Source organism: Xanthomonas sp. WHRI 10204, from assembly GCF_040202875.1.
Lineage (GTDB): Bacteria > Pseudomonadota > Gammaproteobacteria > Xanthomonadales > Xanthomonadaceae > Xanthomonas.
Window position 1 is genome coordinate 314,661 of the sequence record NZ_JBEGDW010000005.1, and the last position, 18,148, is coordinate 332,808.

9 protein-coding genes and 1 pseudogene are annotated in these 18,148 nt (G+C 67.2%); 8 read left to right on the forward strand and 2 right to left on the reverse strand.

Annotated elements, in window-relative coordinates; all coding sequences use genetic code 11:
• Nucleotides 1-123: 123 nt before the first annotated feature.
• Together ABQZ00_RS23645 and ABQZ00_RS23650 are read left to right on the forward strand one after the other, a co-directional pair.
• A pseudogene (locus tag ABQZ00_RS23645) lies at nt 124-3,585 on the forward strand (ATP-binding protein); the annotation flags it as partial.
• A 1,148-nt stretch (nt 3,586-4,733) separates the two neighbouring features.
• Entirely contained in the window at nt 4,734-6,794 is a 2,061-nt protein-coding gene (locus tag ABQZ00_RS23650; RefSeq protein ID WP_323539077.1) for a TonB-dependent siderophore receptor, read from the forward strand.
• A 25-nt stretch (nt 6,795-6,819) separates the two neighbouring features.
• Here ABQZ00_RS23650 and ABQZ00_RS23655 read toward each other — a convergent pair whose 3' ends face one another.
• On the reverse strand, nt 6,820-7,593 hold the full coding sequence (locus ABQZ00_RS23655; protein WP_323539076.1) for a sulfite exporter TauE/SafE family protein: 774 nt from the start codon (nt 7,591-7,593) through the stop codon (nt 6,820-6,822).
• Nucleotides 7,594-7,847: 254 nt separating this feature from the next.
• Here ABQZ00_RS23655 and ABQZ00_RS23660 point away from each other — a divergent pair, with 254 nt between their 5' ends.
• The 6 genes from ABQZ00_RS23660 to bphP all read left to right on the forward strand — a co-directional run bounded on the left by ABQZ00_RS23660 (nt 7,848) and on the right by bphP (nt 16,349).
• A complete protein-coding gene (locus ABQZ00_RS23660) occupies nt 7,848-8,237 on the forward strand; it encodes a YchJ family protein (protein WP_115560721.1) in 390 nt (129 codons plus the stop codon).
• 813 nt (nt 8,238-9,050) lie between these two features.
• Nucleotides 9,051-9,257 (forward strand): hypothetical protein, encoded by a 207-nt coding sequence (locus ABQZ00_RS23665; RefSeq protein ID WP_115526474.1) that lies wholly within the window; start codon nt 9,051-9,053, stop codon nt 9,255-9,257.
• 335 nt (nt 9,258-9,592) lie between these two features.
• Entirely contained in the window at nt 9,593-11,755 is a 2,163-nt protein-coding gene (locus ABQZ00_RS23670; RefSeq protein ID WP_323539075.1) for a lytic murein transglycosylase, read from the forward strand.
• A gap of 734 nt (nt 11,756-12,489) precedes the next feature.
• The gene (locus ABQZ00_RS23675; protein WP_055852348.1) at nt 12,490-13,755 is read left to right on the forward strand and encodes a TCR/Tet family MFS transporter; all 1,266 of its coding nucleotides are present in this window, start codon (nt 12,490-12,492) and stop codon (nt 13,753-13,755) included.
• A 99-nt stretch (nt 13,756-13,854) separates the two neighbouring features.
• Nucleotides 13,855-14,448: a biliverdin-producing heme oxygenase gene (locus tag ABQZ00_RS23680; protein WP_055852343.1), complete on the forward strand. Its 594-nt coding sequence runs from the start codon at nt 13,855-13,857 to the stop codon at nt 14,446-14,448.
• Nucleotides 14,445-16,349 carry a bacteriophytochrome BphP gene (gene bphP, locus ABQZ00_RS23685; RefSeq protein ID WP_055852340.1) on the forward strand — a complete coding sequence of 635 codons (1,905 nt, stop codon included), beginning with the start codon at nt 14,445-14,447 and terminating at the stop codon, nt 16,347-16,349. Before ABQZ00_RS23680 ends, bphP begins: the two co-directional genes overlap by 4 nt.
• Nucleotides 16,350-16,572: 223 nt before the next feature.
• Here bphP and ABQZ00_RS23690 read toward each other — a convergent pair whose 3' ends face one another.
• Nucleotides 16,573-17,748 carry a benzoate/H(+) symporter BenE family transporter gene (locus ABQZ00_RS23690; RefSeq protein ID WP_323539074.1) on the reverse strand — a complete coding sequence of 392 codons (1,176 nt, stop codon included), beginning with the start codon at nt 17,746-17,748 and terminating at the stop codon, nt 16,573-16,575.
• Nucleotides 17,749-18,148 lie beyond the last annotated feature (400 nt).

The following is an 18,148-nucleotide window of genomic DNA, read 5'->3' on the forward strand; positions in this document are numbered from 1 at the left end:
CCATCCGTATTCCTGCCTAACTCCTACCTACCCGCATCCCGCACCACCGCCCCACAAAAATGCGTCACCGTTCGTAATGGTCTGTCCTTGGTGTCCCTGTCGTTCTGTTTTGGTGAGTGAGCAATGAATTCCCAGTCCAACCTGTCGCCGGCGTCGCCGGGTGCTTCCTTGTTTGCCGAGACGCTGGCCGAGCAGCGTGCGCAGCAGTTCCGCATGCGGCGCTTGCAGGTGCACAACTGGGGCACGTTCAACGGGTTGACCGAGGTGCCGATCGCCGAGAAGGGTTTTCTGTTCGTCGGGCGCTCGGGTTCGGGCAAGTCCACCTTGCTGGATGCGATGTCGGCATTGCTGACGCCACCGAGCATCGTGGATTTCAACGCGGCCGCGCGTGAGGCCGAGCGCAGTGGGCGCGATCGCAGCCTGGTGTCGTACGTGCGCGGTGCGTGGGCCGATCAGCAGGACAGCGCCTCCGGCGAGATCGCCACCCAGTACCTGCGCAAGGGCGCGACCTGGACGGCGCTGGTGCTGGAATACCGCAACGCGCAGGGCGAGGCGGTGAGCCTGATTCGGCTGTTCTGGATCGCCGGTAGCGGCAATGCCGCGGCCGATGTGCGCCGCCACTACATGGTGGCCCCGCGCAGCTTCGATGTGGCCAGCGAACTGGATGGCTTCGACCTGGACCTGCGCAAGCTTAAGGCGCGTCTGGGCGAGGACGTGGCACATTTCGACGGCTTTGCCGGCTATGCCGAACGCTTCCGGCATGCGCTGGGCATCAGTAACGAGATGGCGCTGCGTCTGCTGCACAAGACCCAGTCGGCCAAGAATCTGGGCGATCTCAATGCCTTCCTGCGCGGGTTCATGCTGGATGAGCCGCGCACCTTCGAAGCCGCCGACCGGCTGGTGGAGGACTTCGCCGAGCTCGATGGCGCGCACCACGCCGTGGTCACCGCGCGGCGCCAGGTGGAAACGCTCAGCCCGGCACGCGCGCACCATGCCGCGCTGATGGACCTGCGCCGCAGCGTCGGTGAGCTGCGCGAGCTGCAGCTGGGCGTGGACAGTTACCGCGAGCAGCAACGCGTCGCCTTGCTGCAGGCGCGCCTGCTGGAGCTAGACAGCCAGGACCGCGGCCTGGCCGGCGAAGAAGGCCAGCGCCGCGAATCGCTGGACAACCACGAGCAGAAACTGGCCGGGCTGGAACGCGAGCAACGCGCCGCCGGTGGCGAGCAGATCGAAGAACTCGAACGCGAGCGTGTGCGGGTGGAGCGCGAGCGCGACGAGCGCCTGCGCCGCCGCGCACAGATCGAACAGGCCTGCCGCCAGCTCGGCACTGCGCTGGCAGCCGGCGCCAGTGGCTTTGCCGCGCAGGTGGCGCATGCCCAGAGCGTGCTCGATGGCGGCAAACAGCACGCCAGCGCGCTGGACGAGGCCATTGCCGAGCGCATGGGCGAGCGCCGCGACGACGAGCGCCGCTTTGCGGACATCCGTAGCGAACTCGATGCGCTGAAGAAGGCGCCGTCCAGCCTGCCCGCACCGATGCAGGCACTGCGCGCGCGCTTATGCGAAGACACCGGCATCGCCGAATCCGCGCTGCCCTTCGTCGGCGAGCTGCTGCAGGTGCGCGCCGACCAGGTGGCCTGGCGCGGCGCGATCGAACGCGTGCTGCACGGCTTTGCGCAGTCGTTGCTGGTGGACGAGCGGCATTACGCGCAGGTCAGCGAATGGGTCAACCGCACCCACATCGGCACGCGCCTGGTGTACTTCCGCGTGCGTCGCAACGACGAACTGCATTCGCGGAGGGTCGATCCCGATGCGCTACCTGGCAAGCTGCAACTGCGCGAGCACGCCTTCACCGACTGGCTGCGCAACGAGCTGACTCGCCGCTTCGATTACGCCTGCGTGGACAACGCCGCCGCGCTGCGCAATGCCGACCGCGCCATCACCCGCGAAGGGCAGGTCAAGCATCCCGGCGATCGCTATGAAAAGGACGACCGCCATGCCGTCAACGACCGCAAGCGCTGGCTGCTGGGGCACGACAACCGCGACAAGCTCAAGGTGTTCGAACGCGAAGCGCAGGCGCTCGCGCAGCGCATCGCCAGCTGCGAAGCCGACGTGGCCGCGCTGCGCAAGCAACGCGAGCAGGACCAGGAAAAACAGCTGGCCGCGCACACGCTGGTGGAGCGCGACTGGGACGAGATCGACGTCGGCCCCAAGCTGCAGCGCCTGACCGATATCGACGAACAGCTGCAGCAGCTGCGCGAAGGCGACAGCGGCCTGCGTGCCTTGGGCCAGGCCATCGAGACTGCGCGCACGCTGCGCGATCAGGCCAAGCGCACCTTCGAGGACGTGCGCCTGGAACGCGCACAGCTGGCGCGCGAGCGCGTCCGCCTGGAGCAGCAACAGGCCGGCGGCGCAGGCCGTGCCGGCACCGCCGCGCTCACTCCCACTCAGTTGCAGGGCCTGCACGAACGCCTGGCCGCGCTGGCACCGCTGTCGCTGGACAATCTGGAAGCGCACTTCCGCGTGGTCGAACGCGGCCTGGCCGAGCAGCTGGCCGAAAGCCAGGGCCGCGACAGCCGGCTCAGCGCGCAGTTGCTCGAATGCTTCCGCCGCTACTGCCAGCAGTGGCCCGAAGACAGCGGCGACTTCACCGTGAGCCTGTCCAGCGCCGACGATTTCCTCGCGCGCCTGGACCGGTTGGAAAGCGACGGCCTGCCGCGTCACGAGCACCGCTTCTTCGATTTGCTGCAAACCCAGAGCAAGAACAACCTGCTCGCCCTGCAGCGCCACACCGCCGAAGCCCACAAGGGCATCAAGCAGCGCATGGACGAAGTCAACGCCAGCCTAGAGCAGGTGCCGTTCAACCGCGACACCATCCTGACCATCGAGGTCAGCGACCGCCGACTGGCCGAGGTGCAGGAATTTCAGCAGCAGCTGCGCGCCGTGCTGTCGCATCAGCAGACCGAAGACCGTGCGCTGGCCGAGGCGCAGTTCGCCACCTTGCGCACCTTGGTGGCGCGTCTGGGCGCGCAGGAGCCGGAGGCGCGACGCTGGCGCGAACAGGTGCTGGATGTGCGCCTGCATGTGGAATTCATCGGCGTGGAGCTGGACGCGCAGAGCCGTGCGCAGGTGGAGATCTACCGCAGCGGCGCCGGCAAGTCCGGCGGTCAGCGGCAGAAACTGGCGACTACCTGCCTGGCGGCAGCGCTGCGCTACCAACTCGGCGGCGAAGATGGCGAACTGCCGCGCTATTGCGCGGTGGTGCTGGACGAAGCCTTCGACAAGGCCGACAACGAATTCACCGCGCTGGCGATGAACATCTTCGAAAACTTCGGCTTCCAGATGGTGGTGGCCACGCCGCTTAAATCGGTGATGACGCTGGAGCCGTTCATCGGTGGCGCATGCTTTGTGGAAATCAGTGGCCGCCACAACTCCGGCGTATTGCTGATCGAGTACGACGAACAGGCGCAGCGGCTGAAATTGCCCGAGCGCTCGCGTGGCGAGGAACCCGCGGCCTCGCAGGCCGAGCCGCCAGCCACGGCGGCGCAGCAACGCCACGCAGCGGCGGTGGGCGATGCACCCTCAGACCGCGAGGCAGACGAGCAGGCGGCAGCGGGCGCGGCGATCGCTGCACCAACTGAAGCGATCTCCGCGTCACCGACGCGTCGGGGCAAGGGCAAGCCGGCCACTGCAGCGACTTCTTCCGCGCCCGTGCCTGCACCCAGCAGCCAGCGTGCGTCACGCCCAACGCGCACTGCAGCCAAGGCAGACAGCGCTGCATCAGCCAAGCGCACACCGCCGGTGTCGGGTGCACGCCGCACCCAGGCTGCAACGCCGGGCAAGTCGCCCAAGGCCGCTGCAAAACCCGCTGCCAAGCCGGCGCTCAAGCGCCCAGCTGCCGCTGCCAAGCCTGCCGCCAAATCGACATCTGCAGCAGCAGCTACAGCTCGCACCGTCAAACCGACGTCCAGCCCCACGCGTGCGGCCAAGGCGCCAGCAAGCGTAGCCAAGGTCGCCTCGTCGGGACGCACGTCAGGCAAGCAGGCCGCAACGCCAGCGTCAGCGGCATCCACCAAGCCGCGGCCCGCACCGGCGCGTGGTGCGGCATCGAAGGCACGCGGCAAACGCTGAGTGCCTGGCGCGGCTGTGCCGTGGGAGCCGCCGTCCGACGCGGCGTCACGGCTCGCTACCTCCGACGCAGGCATGCGGACACGGCGCTGGCGGCGACGAGCGACACGCTGCGCGGCGTAGGGCTGCTCAGGTGTTGCCTTCGTCGGTAGACGGCAGCCGACATGTCGACTGCGTCGTTCTCTCAAGCGATGACGTCGCCCGAGCGCTGCGACACATGCGCAGGGCTCCGCCTGCACACACGTCATTGAAAAAGAGGCACCGTTGCGAACGTAGATGTCGGCGCTTTTGTCCGGCGTGCAAACACCGAAGGTGCACCTCGCTCAAATGACGGTAACCGGCAAGGCAAACCGCACAGCGCGCTGTACCTGCCGCCAGCTGGACCAAAAAATCCGTGTCTGCCCAGGCCAACGCGCAGCCTTCTGCGTCGCAACGCCCGAGTGCGCGGCCCAGCTGCGCGCCAGCATGCAGCCGTTTGCATGGTCAAACGAGCGGCGGACAACCGACCACCTAGCGCAGCCATACTCCACATTTGCAGATAAGAATCGTTATCATCTCGGATCCTGGTGTGTTCGCAACCGCGCACATCGCTCCCGCTGAAGATGTCGATGACCCCACGCCCCCTGCCGTGCCCGTTGTTGTTGGTGTCCCTGTTTGCCGCTATGCCGGCCGCCGCGCAGGAGGCCAGCCTGCTCGATGCCATCGTGGTGAGCGAGCGGCGCGCTTTGTACCGCCCGGAAAAAGCCGCCGGCGCCACCCGCACGCAGACGCCGGTGGAGCGCATCCCGCAGGCGATCCAGGTGGTGCCGCGTTCGGTGATCGACGAGCAGCAACTCACCCGGTTGGTCGATGTGGTGGCCAATGTATCCAACGTGCAGCCCGGCGGTACCCAGGGCAATCGCTCGGAAACCTTCGTCATTCGCGGCTTCGAAGCGTCGTCGTATGCGGTCGACGGCATCCTGCTCAACCCGGCGCAGAACTTCACCGAAACCGTGCGCGACCTGGCCAATGTCGCCCAGGTGGAAGTGCTCAAAGGGCCTGCGGCGGTGTTGTACGGGCGCGGTGAGCCCGGCGGGGTGATCAATCTGGTCACGTTGCGGCCGGACGACACGTTCGGCGGCAACGCGTCGCTGCAGGTGGCCGAACATGGCTTGCGCCGCGTGCAGTCCAGCATCACCGGCCCGCTGAGTCCCACGCTGTCTGCCCGCGTCAGCGCCGCCGCGCAGGAGACTGGCAGCTTCCGCGCTGCGCAGGCCGATGGCGATCGCGTCTTCGTCTCGCCCTCGCTGGCATGGCGGCCCACTGCGCAGCTGCGTGCCGATCTGGATCTGGACTACACCCGCCAGACCAGCCCGGGCGATCGCGGTCTGGTCGTCATCGATGGGGTGGTGCGTGGCCCGGCAGAGCGCAGTTTCGGTGAGCCGTGGTCGCGCAATCGCGGCACCTCGCGCACTGCGCGCGGCCGTATCGAATATGACGCGAATGAGTGGCTGACGCTGCGTCAGATCCTCAATCACCAGGACGGCGACAGCGGTCGCGACGTGGCCGACTTCACCGGCTTCAACGCCGACCGTGCGTTTCTGCAACGTCGCGCCGTGCGTCAGGACCAGCAGGTGCGCGCCACCACCTCGCAGACCGAAGCGCTGGCCCGTTTCGACACCGGCCCGCTGCGCCATCAGGTGCTGGCCGGCGCCGAATACGTCGATGCGCATCGCCAGACAGATGAAGCCCGCGCGCCGTTGGCCCGCATCAGCGTGAGCAATCCGGTGCAGGGCGCAGTGCCGGGCCGCTATGTGCCGGCGCGGCAGATCGAGGTCGATGCGCGCTACGCCGCTTTGTACGTGCAGGATCAGATCAGCATCGGGCAGCGCTGGGACGTGCTGGCCGGCGTGCGTTGGGACGACGTGCAGCAGGCCACCGTGGACAACGGCGCGCGTACCCGCGAAGACGGCCGACGCGCCTCGCCGCGTGTGGGTGTGGTGTGGAAGGCCACGCCGCAGCTGTCGCTGTATGCGAATACGTCGACGTCGTTTCGTCCGCGCAGCGCCACGCTGTTTGCCGGCGGCAGCGCACCGCCGGAGACCGGCCGCCAGTACGAGATCGGCCTGAAAAGCGCGCTGCTGGACAACCGCGTGCTCGCCACTGCTGCGGCATTCCAGATCACCAAGGACAACGTCGCCACCAGCGACCCGGACAACAGCGGCTTTGTGCTGGTCACCGGCCAGCAGCGCGTGCGCGGCGTCGAGCTGGACATCACCGGCGAGCTTACCCAACACTGGCGGATGATTCTCGGCGCCGGCTATCTGGATGCGCAGGTCACCCGCGACAACGTGATTCCGGTCGGTAATCGCCTGCGCGGTGTGCCGCGTGTCAGCGCCAGCCTGTGGAGCACTTACCACGTGGCCACCGGTCCGTTGTACGGCCTGACCTTGGGCGCCGGTGCGGTGCATGTGGGCGAGCGCGAGGGCGACTTGAACAACAGCTACCGCATTGCCGGCTACACGCGGTTCGATGCCTCGGCGGCGTACCGTTTCGGCGGCCGTTATCAACTGGCGTTGATGCTGCGCAATGTCGCCAATCGTTTTTACATCGAGCAACCGGTGACGCAGACAACCAACTATCCGGGTGCACCGCGCACGCTGTCGGCGACGTTGAGCATGGAGTTTTAGAAAGGCGAGGACATCTGCAGCGTGATCAGTGCAGCAGATCCCAGCCCATCTTGCCGATCAGCACCACCACCAGCACCAGGAACAACTTGCGGATCAACGGCGTGCCACCGCGCAATGCCATCCGCGTGCCGGCCACCGCGCCGGCCACGTTCGCCACCGCCATCGGAATGCCCAGCGCCAGCATCACCTGGCCGCTGGGCAGAAAGAACGACAGCGCTGCCAGGTTGGTGGCCAGGTTCACTACCTTGGCCGCCGCCGAAGCGCGGAGAAAATCCAGCCCGAAGAAGCGAATGAACAGGAAGATCAAAAAGCTCCCCGTGCCCGGACCGAAGAACCCATCGTAAAACCCGATCGCCGCGCCCATCGCCAAGGCGGTGATCAACTCGCGTCGACCGATCTCGCGCGGCCGATGCAGCGCGCCGAAATCCTTCTTGATCAGCGTGTAGATCAACATCGCGATCAGCAACAGCAAAATCAGCGGCCGCACCGCCTGCTTGGGCAACAGGCTGACCGCCGTCGCGCCCAGAAACGAAAACGTAAACGCCGCCGCAGTGGCATACAGCACCGGCTGCCACGGGAAGCGCACCGTGCGCGCATACCGCCACGCCGACGCCCCGGTGCCGAACATCGCGCTGAACTTGTTGGTGCCCAGGATCAGCGACGGCGCCTGCTGCGGCAAGGTCGCAAACAATCCCGGCAACTGGATCAACCCGCCGCCACCCACCGCGGCATCCACCAACCCGGCAACGAATGCAATGCACAGCAGCCACGGCAACTCGGTGGGAATCAGTTCCAGCACAACGGCGCTCCGCACGACGGGGGCGACAGCATAGCGAGTGCACTGACGGCATGCGCCGCAGTAACAGCTAACGGAACGGCGGCTGGCGTAGCAGCGTCTGGAGTAGCAGGATCAGGCGTAGTAGCAATAGCAATAGCAGCAGGATCAGGAGCTAGGAGTATTTAACCCCGCAGACCGCTCATGACATATGGACGCTGCCGCCTGCCGATCACCGATCACCAAATCCCGAATCCCGAATCAAGCACAATCCCCCCATGGCGAACTCTGCATCCACCGATCCCTGTCCCTGCGGCCGCCCCGCCGACTACGCGCGCTGCTGCGGGCTCTACCACGCCGGTGCCGCTGCGCCGGATGCCGAAACCTTGATGCGCTCGCGCTATAGCGCCTATGTGCGCCGCGATGTCGACTACCTGTTGGCCAGCTGGCACCCGTCCACGCGCCCGGCCGAGCTGTCGCTGGACGAAGGCGGCCGCACCACCTGGCTCGGCCTGACCATCCAGCGCACCAGCGTCACCGGCGAGGACACCGCCGAGGTGGTGTTCTTGGCCCGCTACCGCATCGGCGGCGGCAGCGCGGTGCGCATGACCGAACACAGCCGCTTCGTCCGCGAAGACGGCCGCTGGTATTACCTCGACGCCCGCTGAGTGCCGCCAGCGGCGCTGCAGTCCGCGCAACGTGCTGGCCGTTTCCGTTGCCAGTAGTGGCTGATCGTCCAACTGTGCCGAACACCGCGCGTACATCCGTGTTCCGACGTCTGCCCTCGCCAAGTGCAGCCAGCGGCGCTGCACTTAACGCAACGTGCTGCCCGGTTCGTCGGGCAACTGTGGTTGATCAACCCACCGTACGAACGACCACTCACGCATCCGTGCTTCGACACTTGTCGCAATGACAGAGCAAAGGGCGACGTAAAAAACGTGCAGCCGCTTCAATCGACCACCGCAAGCGCAACCGCGCGCGACCATATCTCAGACAGAGACAATTCAAACCCTTCTCCCATCGGGAGAAGGTGCCCAACGGGCGGATGAGGGTACGTCCTCTGGCGCACGCGCTCCTCGACCCAGGCCAATCCTCCAAATCCCTCATAGGGGGAGGACCACCCTCAACGCCCCCTGCCGCCCGTCGTGTTTGATGTCTTCCAACCCGCCCGTCCTAGCCTCCAACCAGCACCATCGGGAATGCAGCGCGGTAGATAACCCGCACCGAGCCATCGTTCCCTAAGGGACCGCGCGCTCAGAACCGAAGCGGACGCCTGATCCAGGCTAGTACCGAGCACCATCCGCGCCCGCCTGGTAGCTGCGCAGCCGTGATTGGTATGCGCCATGCCATGCAGCATCTCCACCATCGCCGCCTCACCCGACCAACGGCGCCCATCGCGCCACTTTGTCGACACAGCGTTCGCAGCCGATCCGGGAAGCTTGCCGCGCGGCGGAGCTCGCCGCGGGGGGCGGACAGCGATCATGGCAACCTTCAACTTCTGGCAATGGGCGCTGACGGCCTTGGTGGTCTTTGCAATCGTGTTGCCGGCGTTGCTGGCCACGTGCATGGTCCGTTTTGGGCCTCGCCACGATGCGCCGCGACGCGCACGCCTCCGCCGCGTTGTCGAGACCGGCGCCTCCACGCCAGCGCTGTCGCTGCTGAGCGGCATCACCGGCGACGGCAGCTGACGCGTCAACGCTGACGCCCGCGTTACCCCAGCTGCAATCGCAAGCCGGCCAGCGCCTGCACACTCCTGATTCAAGCGGTTGACTGGTGAACAACTCTCGATGCCGAGTGTGTGCCGTTCAAGGACGGCAGCAGACACCGGGCGCCAGCCCGCAGCCGCTGAGCCAACGCACCGCCCACACATCCATCGCGCCCGCACCGCCGCGCGCGGCAACCACCGCGTCACGCCGCCGCCGCTTGCACGCCTCGACCCAGCCAGGTTGGCTATCCTTCCGGACCGATTCGCGACTGGAGCGCTTTACCGCATGACGTCCGTCCACCCGCCGGCCACCGCGCCATGACGCCGACCCGGCGCGCCTTGCCGCTGTTGATGGCTTTGCTGCCGCTGGTCGCCTGCGCCGACCCGGCCTTCGACCGTTGCCTGGCCGGGTTGCAGACCCAGGCCGCCGCCAAGGGCGTGGACGCCGCCAGCTTCCAGCGTTTTACCGCCGGGTTGGCGCCCGATCCCAGCGTGTTGCCGCTGTTGGACGCGCAGCCGGAGTTCACCACGCCCATCTGGGACTACCTCGCCAGCCTGGTCGACAGCCAGCGCGTCACCGACGGCCAGGCCATGCTGGTCACCCACCACGACTTGCTCACCCGCCTGTCCGAGCAGACCGGCGTCGACCCGGCCACCATCGTGGCGGTCTGGGGCGTGGAGAGCGACTACGGCCGCGTCACCGGCAAGCGCCCGCTGTTGGTTTCGCTGGCCACGCTGTCGTGCGCAGGCCGCCGCCAGCCGTTCTTTCGCGGCGAATTCCTCGCGTTGCTCAGCCTGTTGCAGCAGGGCGATCTGTCGCCGGATGGCTTGACCGGCTCGTGGGCCGGCGCGTTCGGGCAGACCCAGTTCATGCCCTCGACCTATGCGCGGATTGCGGTGGACGGCGACGGCGATGGCCGCCGCAATCTGGTCGCCAGCATTCCCGATGCGCTGGCCTCCACCGCCAACTATCTGGTCAAGGCTGGCTGGGAACGCGCCCGCCCCTGGGGGATGGAAGTCACCCTGCCGCGCGGTTTCGATGTCAGCAAGGCCGGCCGCACCCGCCGCCAACCCTTGCAGACCTGGCAGGCCGCCGGCCTGCTCGGCACCGACGGCAAGCCGCTGGCCCCGACCGGCCTACCCGGCGAGACGCCGGCCGCCTTGCTGCTACCGGCTGGTGCCACCGGTCCGGCCTTCCTGGTGTTCCGCAACTACGACGCGATCTACGCCTATAACGCTGCCGAAAGCTACGCGCTGTCGATCGCGCTGCTGGCCGATCGCCTGCGCGGCGGCCCCGGCCTGGTTGCCGCCTGGCCTACCGACGACCCCGGCCTGGGCCGTCCGGAACGCCGCGACCTGCAACAGTTGCTGCTCGCCCGCGGCTACCAGATCGGCGAAGCCGACGGCATGGTCGGCAGCGCCACCCGCCGCGCCATCCAGGTCGAGCAGACCCGGCTGGGCCTGCAGCCCGCCGACGGCCGCCCCGGCCAGCGCATCCTCACCGCTTTGCGTGCCGCGCCGCCGCTCACCGGCATGGCCGCCGTGCGCGGCACCGCTTTCAAACTGCCGGCCGCGTACCCCGCATTCGCCCAATCTCCCATCGTCCACAAGGCATCCCCCATGTCCGACACCACCGGCCTCACCACAGGCGACTTCAACGGCTTCCCCTCGCTGCTGATCGACACCCCGTTCTCCACTGCCGCCATCAGCCTGTTCGGCGGCCAGTTGCTGTCGTTCGTGCCCAAGGGCGGCCAGGACGTGATGTGGCTGTCGCCGCTCGCCAAGCAGCCGCCCACCCCGATCCGCGGCGGCGCGCCGGTGTGCTGGCCGTACTTCGGCCGCCAGGACCAGACCGGCGACGTGCCCGCGCACGGGTTCGTGCGCACCGTGCCGTGGCAACTCACCGAGAGCCACCGCGAAGACGACGGCACCGTGGTGCTCACGCTCACCCCGCCGGCCTTCGACGATCTGGCGCTGCGCCTGCGCATGACCCTGCGCATCGGCCGCACTCTCGAACAACGCCTGATCACCGAAAACACCGGCGGCGCCCCGGTGCGCTTCACCCAGGCGCTGCACAACTACTTCCGCGTCGGCGACGCGCTCAAGGTCAGCGTGCAGGGCCTGGACGGCCTGGACTATCTCGATAAATACGAGAACTACGCCACTGCGCATCGCCAGCAAGGCGACTGGAGCTTGCGCGACCCGCGCGATCCCGGCCGCAGCGACCGCATCTACACCAACGCCGGCGGCCGCTACACCCTCACCGACCCGGTGCTCGGCCGCCGCATCGTCATCGCCACCCAGGGCAGCCGCTCGCTGGTGGCCTGGAACCCGGGCGAGGAGGCCGGCAAGAAAATGGCCGACGTGGGCGAAGGTTGGCGCGACTACGTCTGCCTGGAAGCGGCCAACGCCGGCCCGGACGTGATCGAACTGGCCCCCGGCGCCAGCCACACCCTGACCCAGACCATCAGCGTCGAATAACCTGGTGGCCTGCGCCGCAGCCGGTGTGGTGCGGGCCCACCACCCAGCCGGCCGCACACATCGTCTGTGGGTGGCCGTGGGCGAGGGCTGGCGCGACTGCGCGTCAACGGATGTTGAGCGTTGATGTGGCCTCCATTCGATCCGGCTGAGCGTTGCGACGGCGCGCGCGCTGTCTGATCGCCGTGCAGTTCCTTTGATTGGAGCCTGCATGAAGGATGCAGCGGCCGAAGGGCAGTAGAGCCAGAGAGCCAGAGAGCAAGGTGGAACGGGTTGGAGACGCACTGCAGCCGCACCACACGCAGCCGCCGCACCCTCACCCCAACCCCTCTCCCGGCGGGAGAGGGGCTTGAGCATGGCGCCATGCGTCCGAGAGACATCCAAGCCGCATCGCACGACCCGCTCCCTTCTCCCACCGCGAGAAGGTGCCCGCAGGGCGGATGAGGGTACGGTGTCAGCAAGAACTCCCAGCCGAACGCACCCGCACGTCCGGCGCTGCTCGCAGCTAAAAAGATCAGCTGACATCGCTCTTCAGGCACCAAGTCGCTCAGCCCGCTCGCACAAGCCCCACCAAACCCAAGCGATCTCCACAGAGCGACTGCACCAATCTCCTGCGGCCGAGCCCAATCCAGCCGCTCGCACCGCTTAAGCCTCGTGCCCACGCCTGGTCACGCACCCAGAGCCGATCCGAGCCAATCCGCAGCTACACTTCCCGCCTCGCCATCCTGGGCCGCGCGATGTCTCTCTCCGCCGATTCCGCTCCAGCCCCGGGGCGCCGCCGCGCCGCGTTGATCTTCATCTTCATCACCGTGCTGATCGACGTGCTGTCCTTCGGCGTGATCATTCCGGTGCTGCCGGATCTGGTGCGGCATTTTACCGGTGGCGATTACGTGGTGGCCGCCGGCTGGATCGGCTGGTTCGGCTTCCTGTTCGCCTCCATCCAGTTCGTCTGCTCGCCGCTGCAAGGCGCCCTGTCCGACCGCTTCGGCCGTCGCCCGGTCATCCTGCTGTCGTGCCTGGGCCTGGGGCTGGATTTCATCCTGATGGCCATCGCCCACAGCTTGCCGATGCTGCTGCTGGCGCGGGTGATCTCGGGCATCTGCTCGGCCAGTTTTTCCACGGCCAACGCCTACATCGCCGACGTCACACCCGCCGACAAACGTGCCGGCGCGTTCGGCATGCTCGGCGCCGCGTTCGGCATTGGCTTTGTCGCCGGCCCGTTGATCGGCGGTTGGCTGGGTGGCATCGGCTTGCGCTGGCCGTTCTGGTTTGCCGCAGGCCTGGCGCTGTTGAACGTGTTGTACGGCTGGTTCGTGCTGCCCGAATCGCTGCCGCCCGAGCGCCGCACCGCGCGCCTGGAGTGGTCGCATGCCAACCCGCTGGGCGCACTCAAGTTGCTACGCCGCTACCCGCAGGTGTTCGGCCTGGCCTCGGTGGTGTTTCTGGCTAACCTGGCGCATTACGTCTATCCCAGCATCTTCGTGCTGTTCGCCGGTTACCAGTACCACTGGGGTCCGCGCGAAGTGAGCTGGGTGCTGGCCGGGGTCGGGGTGTGCAGCATCATCGTCAACGCGCTGCTGGTCGGCCGGATCGTGCGCTGGCTGGGCGAACGTCGCGCCTTGTTGTTGGGCCTGGGCTGCGGAGTGGTGGGTTTCGTCATCTACGGGCTGGCCGACAGTGGTGCGGCGTTCCTGATCGGCGTGCCGATCAGCGCCTTCTGGGCGATCGCCGCACCGGCCGCGCAAGCCTTGATCACCCGCGAAGTCGGCGCCGATGCGCAGGGTCGCGTCCAGGGCGCACTGACCGGATTGATCAGCCTGGCCGGTATCGCCGGGCCGTTGTTGTTCGCCAACGTGTTTGCCTGGTTCATCGGCAGTGGCGCGCCACTGCATCTGCCCGGCGCGCCGTGGTTGCTGGCCGGTGTGCTACTCGCCGCCGGGTGGGTGATGGCATGGAAGCGCGCGGGGCGGGGCGGTGGCATCGCTCCGGCAGCGCAGGGCTGATGCCAACGTATTCATCCAGCACTTGCGTCCGCTTTATCTGATTTGCGCAGGCGCTGCTAGGCTGGTGCACTCCGTGCCGCGGCACCGCCTCGATTGCTTATGTGTCCTGACACCCTGGCTGTTCCGCCATCGGCCGCGCACGTGCTGCGGCACGCCACCCAGGACACCCATCGCCTGGTCGAAGCGGTGCCGTTGATGCAGGCCCTGGGGCAGGGACAAGTCGATCGCGCCAGCTATGCGCAGATCCTGCGTCGCCACCACGCCTTGCTGGCCGGCTTCGAAACGCATCTGGGCGATTGGCTCAGCACCCTGGTCGGCAACGGCTGGCACTATCGCCGCCGCGTGCCGGCCTTGCGTGCCGACCTGCGGGCGCTCGATCAACCACTGGATCTGCCGATCGCACTGCCCGCTGCGCGCACCGACGCCACGCGCTGGGGCATGTTGTATGTGGTCGAAGGCTCGCAGCTTGGCGGCCGCGTCATCGCGCGCGGTCTACGCAAGCACCAGCCCGGCCTGGCCGATGCGCTGCAGTATTTCGAACTGGCCGACGAAGACCCCGCCGGTTGGCGCCGCTTCCAGGCGGTCCTCGATCAGCGCCTGGATTCCCCCCACACGCAGGCTGCCGCCATCGCTGGTGCGCAGGCCATGTTTGCCCACTTCCACACTTGCCTCGCAGCGGAGCCGTGCCCGTGAATCAGCCCACCGAACCCCTGGATATGGATGTTTGCGCGCGCGAGCCGATCCACATCCCCGGCTTGATCCAGCCTTATGGCGTGTTGCTGGTGATCGAACCGGCCGACGGCCGCATCGTGCAGGCCAGCACCACCGCAGCCGACCTGCTCGGCGTGCCGATGGACGCCTTGCTCGGCATGCCTTACGCCCAGGTGCTGGAGCTGCCCGACGCGCAGCCCTTCGCAGTGGACGATCAACCGCAACACCTGTTGCATGCCGAGGTGCGCTTCCCTAGGCGCGCTGCGCCCACTGATCACCCCTGGGTGGCCGCCTGGCATCTGTATCCCGAGCAGTGGCTGATCGAAATCGAGCCGCGCGACGCGCGCCTGATCGACGTCACCCTGCGCGAAGCGCTGCCGCTGTTGCGCAGCATCGAGCGCGATCCCGGCATCGCCGAAGCCGCGGTGCGGGCGGCCAAAGGCCTGCGCAGCATGATCGGCTTCGACCGGGTGATGATTTACCGCTTCGACGAAGAGTGGAACGGCGACGTGATCGCCGAGGCACGCCAACCCGACCTGGAGGCCTACCTCGGCCTGCATTACCCGGCCACCGATATCCCGGCCCAAGCGCGCGCGCTGTACCTGCGCAACCGTGTCCGCCAGATCGCCGATGTCGGCTACCGGCCATCGCCGATCGAGCCCACCCTGCATCCGCGCCTGGGCACCCCGGTGGATCTGAGCGACGTCAGCCTGCGCAGCGTCTCGCCGGTGCATCTGGAATATCTGGCCAACATGGGCGTGACCGCCACCCTGGTCTCCTCGATCGTGGTCAACGACGTGCTGTGGGGGCTGATCGCCTGCCATCACTACAGCCCGCACTTCACCAGTCACGCCATGCGCGATGCCACCGATGCGGTCACCCGCGCGCTAGCCGGACGCATCGGCGCCTTGCAGGCGGTGTCGCGCGCGCATCTGGAATCGGTACTGCTCACCGTGCGCGAAAAGTTGATCACCGACTTCAACGCCGCCGACCACATGACCGTGGAGCTGCTCGCCGACATGGCGCCGGATCTGATGGACGTGGTGGATGCCGACGGAGTGGCGATCTTCCATGGCAACGAGATCAGCCGCCACGGCAGTACGCCCGATGCCGCCGCGCTCCGGCGTATCCGCAACCACATCGAATCCGAGCACCACGAGGCGCTGCGCGAGGACGCCGTCGGCGCCCTGCATGTGGATGCCATCGGCGAGGTGTTCCCGGAGCTGGCCGATCTCGCGCCACTGGCGGCCGGTTTCATCTTCGTGCCGCTGATGCCGCAATCGCGCAGCGCGCTGCTATGGACACGCCGCGAACAGGTGCAGCAGGTCAAATGGGCCGGCAACCCGCAGTTGGCCAAGTTGCCGGATATCCCCAACTCACGGCTGTCGCCCCGCAAGAGCTTCGATCTCTGGCAGGAAACCGTGAGCGGCCGCGCGCGCCGCTGGTCGCCTCTGCACCTGGAGTCGGCACGCAGCCTGCGCGTGTTGATCGAACTGATGGAGCGCAAGCGCTTCCAGCAGGATTTCACTTTGCTGGAAGCCTCGCTGTCGCGTCTGCGCGACGGCGTGGCCATTATCGAGCGGGGCGCCGCCGCCGCCGCGCACCGGCTGATCTTCGCCAACCCCGCATTCGCCGACCTCAGCCAGGCCGAGGTTGCCGAGCTGATCGGTTGCGACATTCTGACCCTGGTGGCCGACGATGCCGCCAGGTCCAAGGTCGAACTGCTCGAGGACGCCCTGCGCCTGGGCCGCGCCGCCTACGTCACCCTGCCGCTGCGCGCCCACGATGGCTCGCCCATCTATCGCCAATTCCATCTCGAACCGCTGCCCAGCCCCAGCGGCGTCATCGCCCACTGGCTGTTGCAGCTGCGCGATCCGGAATAAGCGCCGCCCGACGCATCGACGTCGAGTGGCGGTTGCAGGCGGCCGCTGCTGCCGCATCCATCGCGTCGGGCAGCCTCACCAGCGACCCGGCCAGCGATGCGCCCCTTCGGTGTCTTGAGTCACTGCGTATCGATCAGTGGTGGTACCGCTCAAAGCCTGAGGGAACACACCAAAGGACATCGGGCCCCGGCAGCGCTGCCAGCGCTGAGCTGCAATCGCCGCGTCAAACGCGCGGCCGCAACAGCAACAGGGTGACGGTCCCGGCCACCAGCCCCCAGAACGACGCACCGATCCCGCCCAAGGTCAGCCCGGAGGCCGTCACCAGGAAGGTGACCAATGCCGCCTCGCGTTCGCTATCTTCGCGCAAGGCTGCCGCCAGGCTATTGCCGATGGTGCCCAGCAGCGCGATCCCGGCAATCGCCATCACCAGCTCGCGCGGGAACGCCGCAAAGACCGCCGCCACGGTCGCCCCGAACAAGCCGATCACCACATACAACACGCCCGCGCTCACTGCGGCGGCATAGCGCCGGGCAGGGTCCTCATGCGCCTCGCGGCCCATGCAGATCGCCGCGGTGATCGCGGCCAGGTTCAAGGCGTAGCCGCCGAAAGGCGCCAGCAACGTATTGACCACACCGATCCAGCCGATCGTCGGCGAGATCGGCACCGTGTAGCCGGACGCGCGGATCACCGCCACGCCGGGCACGTTCTGCGAGGCCATCGTCACGACGAACAATGGAATCGCCAGCCCGACCACCGCCGCCCACGACAGCGAAGGCACCACCAGTACCGGATAGGCCAGCTCCAGCTGCACGCTATTCCAGTGCATCAGCCCACCGCCCGCCGCAATCGCAATGCCCACCAGTAAGGTCGCAATCACCGCATAGCGCGCAAACCAGCGCCGGCCAACCAGATAGGTCGCCAGCATCGCCATTGCCAGGACCCGCTGGCTCTGCATCGCCACGAACAGATCCAGTCCAAAGCGCAGCAGCACCCCGGCCAACATGCCGGACGCCAGGGACACCGGCATGCGCTTGATCGCCCGCTCGAACAACCCGGAGAACCCGGCCACCAGCCCAAGCACCGCCGCAACCACGAACGCACCGACCGCCTCACGCAAGGGAACCCCTGCGGCGCTGCCGATCAGCATCGCCGCACCCGGCGTCGACCAGGCCGTCACCACCGGCACGCGGTAGCGCAGCGACAACCCGATGCACGTCACGCCCATGCCGATGCCAAGCGCCCACATCCACGATGCAATCTGCGCCTGGTCCGCGCCCAGATGTCGCGCCGCCTCGAAGACGATCACCGCAGAACTGGCAAATCCCACCAGCACGGTGACAAAGCCTGCGGCAATCGCTGACAGGGATAGATCGCGGAACAGGTTGCGGGCTGGCGGCATCGTATGGCTCCTCCGGGCCCTGCATTCTTACCGAGCCAACCAGTCAGCGGTACCGAAGCGTGGAGCGCACCACTCTATATAGAGGTGACCATGGAGCGTGCTGGTGTCCTTGCCGTGTTGGAGCCTGCCTAAGAAATTCGGCGCTTTGTCATGCCCGTGTCAAAAAGTGCTTGCACTTCTGCACAGGCTCGATAAACTGCGCGACCTCGCTCAGGACGGCGGCGCTTCTTCAAGCACCGCAACAACGAACGGGGCGAATCGGAAACACCGAAAGGTGTTGACGAAACGGAAAAGCCGGCTATGATGGGCGGCTCGCTACACGGAAAGACGCTACGGCGGGTTGAAGTGCAGCGGCGACAACTTCCTCTTCACGAGGGGTTGACGGAGATGAAAAGCCTGC

What these genes read in the sequence shown, in the direction of transcription:
- ABQZ00_RS23675 (WP_055852348.1), top strand. Translation starts at nt 12,490, where the DNA reads ATGTCTCTCTCCGCCGATTCCGCTCCAGCCCCGGGGCGCCGCCGCGCC.
- ABQZ00_RS23690 (WP_323539074.1), bottom strand. Translation starts at nt 17,748, where the DNA reads ATGCCGCCAGCCCGCAACCTGTTCCGCGATCTATCCCTGTCAGCGATT.
- ABQZ00_RS23665 (WP_115526474.1), top strand. Translation starts at nt 9,051, where the DNA reads ATGGCAACCTTCAACTTCTGGCAATGGGCGCTGACGGCCTTGGTGGTC.
- ABQZ00_RS23660 (WP_115560721.1), top strand. Translation starts at nt 7,848, where the DNA reads ATGGCGAACTCTGCATCCACCGATCCCTGTCCCTGCGGCCGCCCCGCC.
- ABQZ00_RS23680 (WP_055852343.1), top strand. Translation starts at nt 13,855, where the DNA reads ATGTGTCCTGACACCCTGGCTGTTCCGCCATCGGCCGCGCACGTGCTG.
- ABQZ00_RS23670 (WP_323539075.1), top strand. Translation starts at nt 9,593, where the DNA reads ATGACGCCGACCCGGCGCGCCTTGCCGCTGTTGATGGCTTTGCTGCCG.
- ABQZ00_RS23650 (WP_323539077.1), top strand. Translation starts at nt 4,734, where the DNA reads ATGACCCCACGCCCCCTGCCGTGCCCGTTGTTGTTGGTGTCCCTGTTT.